Source organism: Longicatena sp. 210702-DFI.1.196 (genome assembly GCF_020563125.1).
Lineage (GTDB): Bacteria > Bacillota_I > Bacilli_A > Erysipelotrichales > Erysipelotrichaceae > Longicatena > Longicatena caecimuris.
Genome location: NZ_JAJCPX010000001.1, coordinates 47669 through 62176 on the forward strand (window position 1 = coordinate 47669; position 14508 = coordinate 62176).

Annotated in this window: 16 protein-coding genes; 13 read left to right on the forward strand and 3 right to left on the reverse strand. The window is 38.1% G+C overall.

Annotation, left to right across the window (positions count from 1 at the left end):
• Positions 1-14 precede the first annotated feature (14 nt).
• The 6 genes from LI241_RS00195 (at position 15) to LI241_RS00220 (ending at position 5093) form a co-directional block, all read left to right on the forward strand.
• Positions 15-941 (forward strand): GNAT family N-acetyltransferase, encoded by a 927-nt coding sequence (locus LI241_RS00195; RefSeq protein ID WP_008689142.1) that lies wholly within the window; start codon positions 15-17, stop codon positions 939-941.
• The gene (locus tag LI241_RS00200; protein WP_008689141.1) at positions 938-1903 is read left to right on the forward strand and encodes a Gfo/Idh/MocA family protein; all 966 of its coding nucleotides are present in this window, start codon (positions 938-940) and stop codon (positions 1901-1903) included. The genes LI241_RS00195 and LI241_RS00200 overlap by 4 nt, the downstream gene beginning before the upstream one ends.
• Positions 1900-2361 (forward strand): DUF3284 domain-containing protein, encoded by a 462-nt coding sequence (locus LI241_RS00205; protein ID WP_008689140.1) that lies wholly within the window; start codon positions 1900-1902, stop codon positions 2359-2361. Before LI241_RS00200 ends, LI241_RS00205 begins: the two co-directional genes overlap by 4 nt.
• Positions 2340-3236, forward strand: a complete 897-nt coding sequence (murQ, locus tag LI241_RS00210) for an N-acetylmuramic acid 6-phosphate etherase (RefSeq protein ID WP_008689138.1) — start codon at positions 2340-2342, stop codon at positions 3234-3236. The genes LI241_RS00205 and murQ overlap by 22 nt, the downstream gene beginning before the upstream one ends.
• 709 nt (positions 3237-3945) lie before the next feature.
• Complete coding sequence (locus LI241_RS00215) at positions 3946-4452, forward strand: gamma carbonic anhydrase family protein (protein WP_008689136.1); 507 nt, start codon at positions 3946-3948, stop codon at positions 4450-4452.
• Positions 4453-4454: 2 nt separating this feature from the next.
• Positions 4455-5093: a lactate utilization protein gene (locus LI241_RS00220; RefSeq protein WP_008689134.1), complete on the forward strand. Its 639-nt coding sequence runs from the start codon at positions 4455-4457 to the stop codon at positions 5091-5093.
• A gap of 145 nt (positions 5094-5238) precedes the next feature.
• On the opposite strand, the gene LI241_RS00225 is transcribed toward LI241_RS00220, so the two are convergent.
• Entirely contained in the window at positions 5239-5964 is a 726-nt protein-coding gene (locus tag LI241_RS00225; protein ID WP_008689133.1) for a suppressor of fused domain protein, read from the reverse strand.
• Positions 5965-6083: 119 nt separating this feature from the next.
• Here LI241_RS00225 and LI241_RS00230 point away from each other — a divergent pair, with 119 nt between their 5' ends.
• Positions 6084-6779: a manganese catalase family protein gene (locus tag LI241_RS00230; RefSeq protein ID WP_008689131.1), complete on the forward strand. Its 696-nt coding sequence runs from the start codon at positions 6084-6086 to the stop codon at positions 6777-6779.
• A 170-nt stretch (positions 6780-6949) separates the two neighbouring features.
• Here the strand turns inward: LI241_RS00230 and LI241_RS00235 are convergent, their stop codons facing one another.
• Complete coding sequence (locus LI241_RS00235) at positions 6950-7186, reverse strand: NifU family protein (protein WP_008689129.1); 237 nt, start codon at positions 7184-7186, stop codon at positions 6950-6952.
• 15 nt (positions 7187-7201) lie between these two features.
• The gene (locus LI241_RS00240) at positions 7202-7660 is read right to left on the reverse strand and encodes a divergent PAP2 family protein (RefSeq protein ID WP_008689128.1); all 459 of its coding nucleotides are present in this window, start codon (positions 7658-7660) and stop codon (positions 7202-7204) included.
• A gap of 197 nt (positions 7661-7857) precedes the next feature.
• On the opposite strand from LI241_RS00240, the gene LI241_RS00245 reads away from it, so the two are divergent.
• The 6 genes from LI241_RS00245 to ppdK all read left to right on the forward strand — a co-directional run bounded on the left by LI241_RS00245 (position 7858) and on the right by ppdK (position 14263).
• Positions 7858-8211: a CvfD/Ygs/GSP13 family RNA-binding post-transcriptional regulator gene (locus LI241_RS00245; RefSeq protein WP_008689127.1), complete on the forward strand. Its 354-nt coding sequence runs from the start codon at positions 7858-7860 to the stop codon at positions 8209-8211.
• Positions 8212-8225: 14 nt separating this feature from the next.
• The gene (locus LI241_RS00250; protein WP_008689126.1) at positions 8226-9500 is read left to right on the forward strand and encodes a glucose-6-phosphate isomerase; all 1275 of its coding nucleotides are present in this window, start codon (positions 8226-8228) and stop codon (positions 9498-9500) included.
• A 187-nt stretch (positions 9501-9687) separates the two neighbouring features.
• Entirely contained in the window at positions 9688-10176 is a 489-nt protein-coding gene (locus tag LI241_RS00255; RefSeq protein ID WP_008689125.1) for an RNA polymerase sigma factor, read from the forward strand.
• On the forward strand, positions 10166-10657 hold the full coding sequence (locus LI241_RS00260; protein ID WP_008689124.1) for a zf-HC2 domain-containing protein: 492 nt from the start codon (positions 10166-10168) through the stop codon (positions 10655-10657). Before LI241_RS00255 ends, LI241_RS00260 begins: the two co-directional genes overlap by 11 nt.
• Entirely contained in the window at positions 10654-11301 is a 648-nt protein-coding gene (locus LI241_RS00265) for a hypothetical protein (RefSeq protein ID WP_008689123.1), read from the forward strand. The genes LI241_RS00260 and LI241_RS00265 overlap by 4 nt, the downstream gene beginning before the upstream one ends.
• A gap of 334 nt (positions 11302-11635) precedes the next feature.
• Positions 11636-14263: a pyruvate, phosphate dikinase gene (gene ppdK / locus LI241_RS00270; protein ID WP_008689122.1), complete on the forward strand. Its 2628-nt coding sequence runs from the start codon at positions 11636-11638 to the stop codon at positions 14261-14263.
• Positions 14264-14508 lie beyond the last annotated feature (245 nt).

Here is a 14508-nt window from a genome sequence, read left to right on the forward strand (position 1 = left end):
TTAGGAGGCAGGAAATGAACTATCATCAACTTACAAGTAAAGATGTTTCCCAGCTTTTGGAACTGTGGAATGAGGTGGTTTTAGAATATCCGCTAACGATGAAAAAACTGGTACAGACTTTATTTTGTGATGAAAATTATGATAATCAGGCTACTTTCTTAGCAGAGAACGAAAAAGAAATCGTAGGTTTTTGTATAGCAATCAAAAGAAAGTATCCGTATTTAGAAAAAGGTCTGGAAGAAGATAAGGGATGGATTTATGCCATTGCCGTAAAAAAAGCTTATCAAAGACAGGGGATAGGCAGTCGGTTACTGGCTTATGCAGAAAACTATCTGCAATGTCCACATGTGATTGTCGGTGCTTATAGTCCACATTATCTAATGTGTGGTATTGATGCAAATAAACAAGAAACTGTGTCTTTTTTCACAAAGCACGGTTATCAGCTCAAAGCTTGCGCATATCCGATGAAGATGGATCTTACGACGTATCAAATGCCAAAAAGCATCCAGGAATTAAAGCAACGCAAGGAAGCAGAAGGCTATTCTTTTGTTTACTTTACATGGGCAGATGGCGAAGCGTTTTTATCTTTTCTACAAATGAATTTCAGTGCCGGTTGGCGCAAACACGTTATATCGGCAATGCAATCAGCTACGGCAGAAAATACGATTCTGTTATGTAAAAAAGGAAAGGAAATCATCGGCTATGTGCAAAGAGGCATTTTACAGGAAGCCAACCGATATGGCCCTTTTGGTGTGAAAGAAACATATCGCGATGCCGGTATCGGTTCCATCTTAGCGCATCTGATGTGGCAGGATATGAAAGCAAATGGCTTAAAAAATGTTTGGTTTCACTCTACCGATGAGAACGGGCGACGTTTTTATGAACGACAGGGCATGCAGGTCGTAAGAAAATTAGTACACTGTGAGAAGGTGAGAACATGAATCTGGCTGTTATCGGGACAAGTAAGATTGCCCAAAAATTGACAAGCACCTTTCTTACGTTTCCGGATATGCAAGTAAATGCTGTGTATTCAAGAACAAAGGAAAAAGGAAAGGAATTCGCATCGGTATTTTCCTGTACCAAAGTTTATACAGATCTTGAGGATATGGTAAACGATAAAGAAATAGACTTGGTATATATCGCTTCCCCTAACGCGTTACATGTAGCTCAAAGCAAGATCTGTTTACAACATGGCAAGCATGTGTTTTGTGAAAAGCCGATTGCTTTTTCCAGAGATGAACTGGATTCTTTGATTGCATTGGCTAAGCAGAATCACTGTTTCTTTCAAGAGGCTATGACGGTAACTTACATGCCAAACTTTTCCATCCTAAAACAGGCCATACAGGATAAACATCCGCATTTACTAACCTGTGATCTGTCCCAATATTCAATACAATATGATGCTTTAAAACAGGGAGAAATAAGCAATGTGTTTGCTAAGCAGATGAAAGGCGGTGCTTTGTATGATTTAGGTGTATATTGTTTACATTTTGTATATGGCATTCTTGGATATCCGAAAGCTATGACGAAATATGATGTAAGATATACCAATGGTATTGATACCTCCGGTGTTATCGTGATGCAGTATGAGCAATGCAATGCCATCATCAGCTATGGAAAAGACAGTAAGGGAAGTGCCCATACTAGAATCCAATGTGAAGAAGGGTATTATGATATGGAAGGAGCTTGCAGCCGATTACGAACGATTGTTTTTCATGATGAACAAGGCACGCATGCGCTTGGTACAGAAACAAAGGAAAATCATCACTGGTATGAAGTAGATGCCTTTCTGAAAATGATACAAAAAAATAATCATGCCTTCCAACAACAGCAATGGGAACAATCTCTTGCGGTATGTCAGCTGCTGGAAGAATTACAAGAGAAAGGAGATAAAACAGTATGAAGGTCAGTGTACCATTGGCAGTAAGTGCCCAAAGTTTTTATACATATCTGTTGAAACAGATCAAAACCGATATTCAGGCTTCTAAAAATACCGTACCGGCTACGTTAGAGGAACTAGATGGCTATACGTATTCAAGATTTTTAAAAAGACAAAAAAAAGATGCATTGGAAATTCGAATTCAGGTTGGACCGTTAATTGAAAACCGCTATTATGAAGTGAAGTATCAGACACCGACGGCATCCAATCGTTATTTCTATGATATTACAGAAGTTGATGAACATCATATTGAAGTGACGTATTGTGAGGATAACAGTGCAAAAGGAAGTATCAATAACTGGTTTTATAAGACAAGAGTAAAATTTCGAGAGGCCAATGTGCAAATGCGTGTAAAGGAAACATTAAAAGCCATTGAACAACAATTACAAGGAGATACGTCATGGATACCATCGAAACCTTAGATACAGAACAGATCAATCCGGCTTCTTCACAGATCAGTGAAGTTTCCACATTAGAAAGACTTACCATTATTAATAATGAAGATAAACGGGTTGCACAGGCCGTATCGTTATGTTTGCCAAAGATAGCAGAATTTGTGGATCATGCAGCCATGTGTTTGAAACAGCAGGGCCGCCTGTTTTATATCGGTGCAGGAACTTCGGGCAGATTGGGAGTATTGGATGCCAGTGAGTGTCCTCCTACCTATGGTGTAAAGAAAGAGCTTGTGCAGGGCATTATCGCCGGTGGAACGATTGCTTTAACGGATGCGGTAGAAGGTTGTGAAGATGATGAACAACAGGCAGTTGAAGATTTAAAGCAGGTCGGTTTTACCAAGAATGATTGCCTGCTTGGCATTGCAGCCAGTGGCAGAACGCCATATGTGGTGGCAGCTTTACGCTATGCCAAAGAAATCGGTGCATATACCGGTGCATTGAGCTGTTGTCATAAGGCAAAAATATCGGCTTATGCCGAAACAGCAATAGAAGTCATTACCGGCGCTGAAGTAGTCAGCGGTTCTACTCGCATGAAGGCCGGTACGGCACAAAAGATGGTTTTAAATATGATCAGCACTTCGTTAATGATAGCCTTAGGTAAAGTATATAAAAACTATATGGTAGATGTGATGCCAACAAATGAAAAATTATTGCAGCGAGCAAAGCATCTCATCAAATTGACCTGTGATTGTGATGAAAGTTGTGCAGAGCAGCTATTTGAAGCAAGTCATCATAGTGTAAAAGCCGCCATTGTCATGCATAAGCTGAAGCTGTCCTATGAGGAAGCAGAAAAACGCTTAAAAACAAACAACAATTTAAATGAAGTATTATCCGGTAAGTAAAAACACGCTAGAAGCGTGTTTTTATGTGAAGCCTATTAAAAATGCGAATTAACAAGTAACTTTACATAAAGTTATTGGCAACAGATCTTGTCAATGAAAGAGGTGGATTTTATGATTAAAGAGGAAATTCTTGCGATGAGTTGAAAAGACGATGAAATATATAAAACGATTAAAAGGGAAGTTAATTAAAATGCTTTTTTAGTCATTAAAACACCAATGTAGTTCTCATCTGAGTTTTATTCTTACAGAGGCTTGTAACCGGTAAAGTATTTACGGATTATCAGGTTTTCCTATTAGCTTTTTTATCTGGGTTTATCGACCAATATGTGACAAAGTATAAATATACCAAAAAAAAGAAAGGCTCATTTTTGATAAACATAAGAAAAAATGAAAAGATGAGCAAATATTCGTTAGAATAGATAATAGATTTTGATATAGAGCAGGAAGATTTCATAGAATACCTGTTAAAGCATGGTATAACAGTGCAATGGAAAGTAGTTGTATAAAGATCTATGATTTTTACTATACGCTACAATTCTGATAGATAAGCATGTAATTATCACACATCTAGATTGGGTTTTAGCGTTGAATGGTGCTTCATAAAAATCAAAGATGGGGAAGATACCATTTTAAAGCGTTTGTAAAAAGCTAAAGAAGCATTTACATTTCTTTCAAATACAACTACAATAAAGGCAAAGAGGTGAAACATATGATACAGACATATCGAAACCATACTCCACGAATTGATGCCACCTGCTTTGTTGCGGATAATGCGACTATCATTGGTGATGTAACTATGAAAGCAGATGCCAGTGTTTGGTTTGGCAGTGTGATTCGTGGGGATAAAGATCATATTGAAATCGGTGAAGGCAGTAACATTCAAGACAATTGTACGTTACATACCGATCCACAGCATGTATTGACTATAGGAAAACATGTAACGGTGGGTCATAATGCCATTTTGCATGGCTGTCATATTGAGGATGAGGTGTTAATTGGTATGGGTGCCATTATCTTAAATGGTGCTCATATTGGTTCCCATAGTATTATCGGAGCCGGGGCTTTAGTGACAGAACATATGCAGATACCTAAAAACAGTATCGTTGTTGGCTGCCCTGCCAAGGTTATAAAGACAATATCAGCACAACAAATACAGGAAATTCAAGACAATGCTATGCATTATGCACAACTAGGCAAAGAGTATAAGGAGATGTAAAGATGGATGCAAATGTAAAGGAAATTATCAAAATTAAAATGGAAGCCTGTAAAAAGGCATTAGAGAAGAATGGTATGAAAGCGTATCTTGTGGAAGATGCACAGGCTGCCAGAGAATTAGTGAATGCGATGATCAAAGATCATGAAACAGTATGTGATGGTGGGACGATGACATTACAAGAAACCGGTATTTTGGATATGCTAAATCATCGTGATCTTGTGTTTCATTCACACAGTGATCCTACGATGACACGGGAACAAAGTGATGCAGAGGCACGTAAAGCATTTTCAGCAGATACCTTTATCGCCAGTACCAATGCGGTAACTTTGCAAGGAGAATTGGTGAATATCGATGGTCATGGAAACCGGGTCAGTGCTATGATTTTTGGACCGAAGCAAGTCATTATCGTAGCCGGGTATAATAAGATTGTCGAAGATGAAGAGGCGGCAAAGAAACGTATCCGTGAAATTGCTGCTCCAGCCAATAGTGTACGCTTGCATAAGCAGACACCTTGCAGCAAGACAGGAAGCTGTCAGGATTGTTACAGTAAAGATCGCATATGCAGCAGTTATGTTAAGATCAACTATGATAAGGAAGATCGTATCCGCGTAATTTTGATTGCGGAAGCATATGGGTATTAAAAACGATCACGAAAAAAGAGATGAGGAAAAAAGCGTAAAGTATTATCTCATAAGCTTTCTATCATCTCTTTTCTTATGCTATTTTATGCAATAGATAAGGTGTTTAGCAATACTATTGCAAAGAGTGTGAGCTAAGCTTCTCTTGTTATAAGTAAGCGTTTACTCTTTCAAGATCCGTAACACCATTCGGATTATCTTTCCGCATGTTTTCTAAAAGAATAGGAATTTTTGATGGATCTTCTCTAATTGCACAAGCCTCTTCCCATAAAATGCCGACTAATTGTAAATAAGTGACAAGTCCATGAACGCTTTCTACTTCAGGAATCTCATTGTCTTTTATGATAAGTAGCGATGTGATCTTACTATCAGAGCCTCGCTTGATTGGTTCTTGATTACCAAGCACATATTGATTTTCTTCAAAAAAGCGCTTTGTCGTATAGGTATAACGGGCAAGATTTCCCAACATATTACAAGCCCATACACAATCTTCACTGCTATGTTCTTGCAGCTTCATGGTCATTTCATAGCCCCAGCGACTATATGTTTGTCCAAATGCCTGTTCATCGCCATATAGATTGGTCATGCCATAGGTAACAATATGTTGATATCCTTTTGGTGAAGTATAAATACTATAGCCATCCAAATATTCATTTCCTCCAAATAATGCACGAGATGTTAATGTAGTTGCGTAATGTTTTGGCTTTTGATTAGGATAACATTTGGCAAAACTATCCTCAATCACTTCCCAACCCGGCGCAAAATCTTCATCAGCTAATGCTTTTCGATAATCCTCAAATCGCATTCCTGCTACAATCTTTTCCTTACCATGTGCATGGACAATTTTCTTTTTCGGTTTATGAAAAATACGCATAAGGATCCCTCCCTGTTTTTATTTTACCACAAGTGGCTTTGCATACTTTTGTTTTTTATAAAAAATACGAATAAGGCGTTTCAATATACCCATACTAAAGATGAAAAAGGAGTGATGATATGTTTGAACATAAGAAAAAGTTATTGCATCCAGTAAAAGTAGAACGTCCAAATCCGCAATATGCAGTACTAATGCAGGAGCAGTTAGGTGGAAACAATGGTGAATTAAAAGCAGCTTTACAGTATTTATCTCAGAGCTTTCGTGCAAAAGATCCTGTTTTTAAAGATTTATTCTTAGATATCGGTACGGAAGAATTAAGCCATATGGAAATGGTGGCAGAAACGATTAATTTATTAAACGGCGGTGATGTTGATTACAAAAAGGTTGAAAATGGTGAATTAGAAACAATGGTAACCTTTGGTTTAAATCCGGCTTTAGTTAACTCAAGTGGAAATCCATGGACAGCTGATTATGTTACCGTGACTGGCGATTTAGCAGCTGATTTATTAGCGGATATTGCCAGTGAGCAGCGTGCCAAAGTCGTTTATGAATACTTATATCGCCAGATTGACGATAAGTATGTAAAGGAAACAATCATGTTTTTACTTGAGCGTGAAGAAGCGCATAATGCATTGTTCTGTGAGGCGTTGAATAAGATTACGGATGATGGCAGTAACCGTAACTTCGGTATGAGTGAAGATAGTCGTTTGTATTTTGACTTATCGAAGCCAGGACGTTATTTTGATGACCCAGATCCTAAACCGGTAGAAATGGCAAACGCCAAAAAAGGAAAAACGACTGCGAAAAAGAACTAGTGAAAACACTTGGCATGGTGAAGTATTCCCAACTTCATCATGCTTTTTCTATAGGAATGAAGATGTTTATCGAAAAGTTTAAAGATTTACTGAATACGGATGCTTTTCTTTTCGATGATTCAGGTGCTTGCTCATCCATCTGATAATAAAGAAAAAGGGCCTAAGCCCTTTTATTCTTCATCTGCTAAACGTACTTCACTGACACCGGCAATCTCATCCATGATAATTGCCTCAATGCCATCCTTTAAGGTATCACCGATGGACATGCAGCCAACACAGGCTCCTAACAAACGTACACGAACGATGCCATCCGTGAAAGAAACATATTCTACATCGCCACCATCGCGCTGAATGTAAGGACGAATTTTTTCAATAACATTGCGTATTTCATCTTCTTTATTAATCATACATTCACCTACTTTCTATAAATGCAGCAGCTGATACATAAGTAAAGATACGAAAAAGCCTAAGATCATGCCGCCGATAATTTCAACAAATTTATGTCCTAAAACACTTTTGATTTTTTCATGATAAATCGGATCATTTAATTTCAGACCCTTCATACCTTCCAAATCTGATATAAGCTGTTTGGTCAGCTGTATGTTTCGCCCTGCATAATAACGTACATTTGCAGCATCATAAATAACAATGAAACTGAATACACATGTAATCGCAAAATAGGTGGAATCAAAGCCTTCACTCAATCCAATTGCCATCGTCAATGCAGTGACCGTGGAACTATGAGAGCTGGGAAATCCTCCGCATGCAATACATTGATGAATATCTACTTTCTGTGTACGCAAATAAAGGACAACAGGTTTTAAGACCTGCGCCAATACATTGGCAAATAAAGCTGCCAGCAGGGGATATATGGAACTCATGCAAGTATCACCTCATTAAAGAGAAAAAGTTCTCGTCTTCATTATTATAGCACAAAAACCAAAATTATTGATAGTTGTCTGCTTTTTGCCAGCAATTTCTCTTCCTATGATGTAATGTCATATAAAACATATGGAAAGGACTGTTAATTTTAGAAAAGAACGTGCTATAATTAACACGAGCGAAATGAGGTGAGTAGATGCATTATATGGTTGGTGAAGTCGTTGAAGGGGTGATTACCGGCATCAAGCCTTATGGGGCATTCGTCTATTTAGATAATTGTCATAATGGACTGATTCATATTTCCGAAATCAGTGAACGCTTTGTCCGTGATGTGCATACGTATGTGAAAATTAATCAGCGGGTAAAAGTGAAAATTCTTGATATTGATGAAGATGGCACCCACTTCAAACTGTCTTTAAAAGCTGTAGAGGCAAAGAAAGCTCGTTCTATGCGCAAACGCAAGATCATTCATGAATTGCCAAAGATGGAAATAGGATTCACATCCTTGGCAGAAAAGCTGGATTCATGGATTGAGGATGCAAACAGATAAAGGAGAAAAAGCATATGATGAAATTAGACACTACGCATGCATTTTTAAAAGAAGACGTAAAAAGCTATCAGGAAGTCGTTAATAAATATCACGAACAGCTGATGAAGCGTACCGGTAAAGGGAATGACTTTGTAGGTTGGGTAGAATGGCCGCATACCTATGATAAAGAAGAGTTTGACCGTATGAAGAAGGTTGCCCAAAAAATCCGTGAGAAATGTGATGTTTGTATTGTTTGTGGTATTGGTGGTTCTTATCTGGGAGCACGTGCTGCTATTGAAATGATCAATGGCTTGTATGCTGATAAAAAACCAGAAATTATCTTTATGGGAAATACATTCTCCAGTACGTATATCGCACAGGTCCTGAATTATATAAAAGATAAGGAAGTTTGTGTAAACGTTATTTCTAAATCCGGAACAACGACGGAAACAGCATTGGCTTTCCGTTTACTGAAACAGTTCATGGAAGATAAATATGGAAAAGACGGTGCACGTGAAAGAATTGTTGCGACAACCGATAAAGCACGGGGAACATTGAAGGCAATCGCTGATAAAGAAGGCTATGAAACTTTTGTAATTCCAGATGATATCGGTGGACGCTTTTCTGTTATCACACCGGTAGGTTTATTCCCAATCGCTGTAGCCGGTATCGATATTGATGCCATCATGACTGGTTTACAGAAGGCATATGAAGATATGGCGGATCCTGATCTGGCTAAGAATGATGCTTATGCATATGCAGTCTGCCGTCGCATTTTAGAGAATCAGGGCAAAAATGTGGAAATGCTGGTAAGCTATGAATCACAAATGACCATGGTTGCGGAATGGTGGAAGCAGCTGTTTGGTGAAAGTGAAGGTAAGGAAGAAAAAGGAAACTTACCAACAAGTGCAAACTTCTCTACCGATTTGCATTCTTTAGGTCAATTTATCCAAGAAGGTAAAAAAGTACTGTACGAAACCTTGTTGTTAGTAGAAAAACCAACGTTGGATATCACTTTCCCAAGTGATCCTGACAATGCGGATGGCATGAATTACTTAGCAGGTAAATCGGTTGATTGGGTAAATAAGATGGCAGCAAAAGGTACTTTAGAAGCGCATGAAGTAACTGGAAATGTACCAAATCTGATTATTACGATGCCTGATATGAGTGCGGAAAGCTTTGGTTATATGTGCTATTTCTTCTTCCGTGCTTGCGCTATGACTTGTTATATGTTGGATATCAATCCATTCAATCAGCCAGGTGTAGAAGTTTATAAGAAGAATATGTTCCGTTTATTAGGTAAGAACTAAAAAAGCAAATAATAAATCCTAAAAAAGTGCTGTAGCAGGCACTTTTTTTAGGATTTAAATGAAAGTAATACGTAAAGTTAAAGCACAGAAATCATATTCCATGCTGATACTATGCTATACTAAATTATAAAGTTTGTAACGTTTTTATTAGGTTGCGGTACATATAGGTGGAAGGAGGAAAACATAGATGATAGAAGAACTGTATGAAGCATATCACAAGGATGTCTATATCTATATTTACTCCTTGTGTCATGATGCCAGTTTAAGTGAAGATCTGACATCGGAAACGTTTTACCAGATGATCCTATCCTTGCCGACTTTCAAAGGAAAGGCAAGTCTGAAAACATGGTTATTTTCGATTGCCAGGCATGTGACATTCAAAGAATTACGAAAACGTAAAAAAGAAGTGCACTATGATGTCTTGCAAGATGGTTTTGTTGTTGCCGATAAAGATAGGCAACATGACTATGAAGCGCTGATGGAGCAATTGATGGAATGGATGCAGACACAGCCTCTACGAGCAAGAGAAATATTTAAAATGAAACAAGAGGGGTATTCCTATGTGGAAATCGCAGCATTTTTACAGTTAAATGAAAACTCTGTGCGAGTGATTGATTATCGTAATCGTCTATATTTGCGTCAAAAATTAAGTGAGGAGGGATATCATGAAAGATGAATGTCAAATCGTACAAGATCTGCTACCGTTAGTCAAAGATGATGTAGCCAGTGAGGCAAGCATAGTCTTTGTACAAGAGCATTGCCGCCATTGTGAAGAATGTAAAAAGCTGTTGGCGCAGGAAAACATTACCGTCAATTCCCAAGCAATTAAAAAGAAATTAGTAAAACGTTTGCGTATCATGATGGTGGGTGTAATTTGTTTGATGATCCTTTTCGCTTGTTCTTTCTCAGCAACACAATACCAGTTTCATAATTTTCTGCTATTGCCAATAATCGGCGCCTTGGGGTATTGGCTATTGAAACGCTATGTCTTCCTATTATATCTAATGATTCCCATCATGCATCTATTATTAGAAATGATAGATGCATCCTATCAAGAAGCCTTGCTGCCTTATACGCTAATATATTGGTTTTTTATGAGTATTGGCATTCTTATTTATGCTGGTTATGCGTATGCCTTAAGGAGGGAAAACTCATGAAAAAGAAAGTGTTAAAAGTGATTGCATTCATCATCGCAACAGCCGGAGTCATCTTTTTGTTACTGCTTTATAATAGCTTTAATGGTAATTTTATCGCAAAAGAAATAGCAACCAGACATATGAAAGAATATTTAAAAACACATCATACAGAATTAGATATTGCAGATTATGAGGTATCCTATAATTTTAAATCCGGTTCATATGTTATGAAAATAGATGTGGCAAACAGTATAGATAAAGACTTTCGATTATCTTATCGAGGTGATATAGGTATTCAAGATGATTATGATTGGATGGTCTTAGAAAAAGGCAATATGCAAAATCGGGTAGCAGCATTTTTAAATGAAGAAAGATTTGAGCAGCCGGTTTTTGCGCTTGTGGAAAAGCAAGATCTAGATTATATCCTATTACAGATCAAAGATGAAGATAAAGAAAAGGTATTCCCATATGCGAAGATAGCGAATGATACACCGACGGAGACCATTGTGAAAACACAGCCAATCACTTTACGTATTTATGTGAAATCAGAAGCAGCGCAAAAAAAGTATCAAACGAAAAAGATACAGAAACAATGCAAACAAGCGTATGAAAAACTCGGTGTTCATGTTGTGGAAGTGGAAATCGTGTATGTCAACAAACCATAGGGTAAAAAGGAGCTATATACGGCAAACATAGTGAGCATATAGAAGCGTTTCTTTTGTTCGTGTAATGCATGTAAGTACCTTATCAAAAACGAAAAGGTACTTACATGCGAATGGAGTAGCTATTTTTTATTATGACTGGAACTTGTCCTTTAAATTTTGCGAATTTTGTCGAAATTATTTTAGCATGCGAAAAAACCTTTGTTCATAAGCTGTTATTAGTTTTTAGCGAGTGAGAAAGGAAGGGATAGTGAAATTAGCACTAGGAAAACACACGAAACTTTGGTATAATGTAAGCAAGTAAATGTAAACGATTACATAAGAGGAGGAATGCTTGATGAGTAAAAAGTATGTTTACCTTTTCAGTGAAGGAAATGAAAACATGCGTGAGCTGCTTGGTGGTAAAGGTGCCAATCTGGCAGAGATGATGAATCTTGGAATGCCTGTGCCTTATGGTTTCACAGTCACAACCGAAGCCTGCAATCAGTACTATGCAGACAATGAAACTATTAATGAAGGAATTCGCAAAGAAATTTTTGAATATTTAATGAAATTGGAAGAACTGGCTGGAAAACAGTTTGGTGATCCAAAGAATCCATTGTTAGTATCCGTAAGATCTGGTGCGCGTGCATCTATGCCAGGCATGATGGATACCATTTTAAATTTAGGTATGAATGATGAAGTGGTAGAAGGTGTTGCCAAGCTGATGGACAATCCTCGTTTCGCTTATGACTCTTACCGCCGTTTTATTCAGATGTTTGCTGATGTTGTCATGGGTTTAAACAAGGCTAAATTTGAAGAGATCATTGATGAAATGAAAGAAACAAAGGGCGTTGAACAGGATACGGAATTAGATGCTGAAGATATGAAGGTCATGGTAAAACGCTTTAAGAAGTTCTATCAGGAATCTCTAGATGAGGAATTCCCATCGGATCCTAAAGAACAATTGTATCGTGCAATCGAAGCTGTTTTCCGTTCTTGGAACAACCAACGTGCGATTTTCTATCGTAAGATGAACGATATTCCGGGTGATTGGGGAACTGCGGTAAATGTGCAGATGATGGTATTTGGTAATATGGGTGATGATTGCGGTACCGGTGTTGCCTTTACACGTAATCCAAGTACCGGTGAAAACAAGCTGTATGGTGAATTCTTGATGAATGCGCAGGGCGAAGATGTTGTAGCCGGTATCCGTACACCACAGACCATTGATCAATTAAAGGTAATTGCACCTGCTGCTTATGATAAGTTTGTAGAAATCTGTTCTACCTTAGAAAAACATTACAAGAATATGCAGGATATGGAATTTACGATTGAAAAAGGTAATCTATTCATGTTGCAGACGCGTAATGGTAAACGTACAGCAGCTGCCGCATTAAAGATTGCTTGTGACATGGTAGATGAAGGTATGATCACCAAAGATGAAGCATTGATGATGGTAGAACCTAAACAGTTGGATGCCTTATTACATCCACAATTTGATGCAGAAGCTTTAAAGAAGGCAAAACCAATTGCATCGGCATTGCCTGCTTCTCCTGGTGCAGCTTGCGGACAGATCGTTTTCTCTGCTGAAGAAGCAATCGCGGAAACAGCATTAGGACATAAGGTTATCTTAGTTCGTTTGGAAACTTCTCCGGAAGATATTGAAGGTATGCATGTATCTGAAGGTATCTTAACCGTGCGCGGTGGTATGACATCTCATGCAGCTGTCGTAGCTCGTGGTATGGGTGCTTGCTGCGTATCCGGTTGTGGTGATATCGCGATTAATGAAGAAGAAAAATATTTTGAAGTAAAAGGAAACCGCTATAATAAAGGCGACTATATTTCTCTAGATGGTTCTACTGGTAATGTGTATGGTGAAAAGATCAAGACTGTGCCAGCAGAAATCTCCGGTGACTTTGAACGTTTCATGAATTGGGCAGATGAACGCCGGACGTTAAAGGTTCGTACAAATGCCGATACGCCTCGTGATGCACAACAGGCAGTGAAGTTCGGTGCGGAAGGTATTGGTTTGGTTCGTACGGAACATATGTTCTTTGAAGGTGATCGTATCAAAGCGGTTCGTGAAATGATCGTTTCTAAGACAGAAGGTCAAAGAAGAAAAGCGCTGTCGAAATTATTGCCTATGCAAAGAGGCGACTTTGAAGGTATTTATGAAGCAATGCAAGGTATGCCGGTAACCATTCGTTATTTGGATCCACCTCTGCATGAATTCTTACCAACAAGCTCTTATGATATTGCACAGTTAGCAAAAGATATGAAGATCGATCTGGATGAATTGAAAAATGTTATCAGTGGACTTCATGAATTTAACCCTATGATGGGACATCGTGGTTGTCGTTTGGCTATCTCTTATCCGGAAATTGCCGAAATGCAGACAACAGCGGTTATTGAAGCAGCAATTAATGTAAACAAAAAACATCCGGATTGGAACATTGAACCGGAAATCATGATTCCATTAGTTGGTGATAAAGCAGAATTGAAATATGTAAAAGATGTTGTCGTACGTACAGCAGATGAAATTTTAGCAAGAGAAAATATTGATATGAAATACCATGTTGGTACCATGATCGAAATTCCTCGTGCAGCATTATTGGCAGATGAAATTGCCGAAGAAGCTGAATTCTTTAGCTTTGGTACAAACGACTTAACACAGATGACATTTGGTTTCTCTCGTGATGATGCCGGTGGATTCTTGAATGATTACTATGAAAAGAAAATCTTTGAACAAGATCCATTTGCCAGAGTTGACCAAAAGGGTGTCGGCAAACTTATCGAACTGGCAGTAGCCGGCGGACGTAAAACACGTCCAAACATCAAGCTTGGTATTTGTGGTGAACATGGTGGAGATCCAAGTTCTATCGACTTCTGTCATCGTATGGGATTGACCTATGTATCCTGTAGCCCATTCCGTGTACCAATTGCACGTTTAGCTGCAGCACAGGCCGCTATTACGAACGGATAAACTTATGGAATAGTAATTTCCTAATATCAAATAAGGAAGATTAAAGTCATAAATCGTCATTAATGATTTTAACGCTTCCTTTTTCTTTTTAGTGAAAGAAAATTTATGAGAAAGTGATACTTCCTTTAAAATTGCTTTAGATGATGCAAAACATCATGATTGTGACTTCTAATATTATCGAAAGATAAAGGAAAACAGCAAATCGGATAAAACGGTTATGCCGCATCACATGTTAAGGTTAAAAA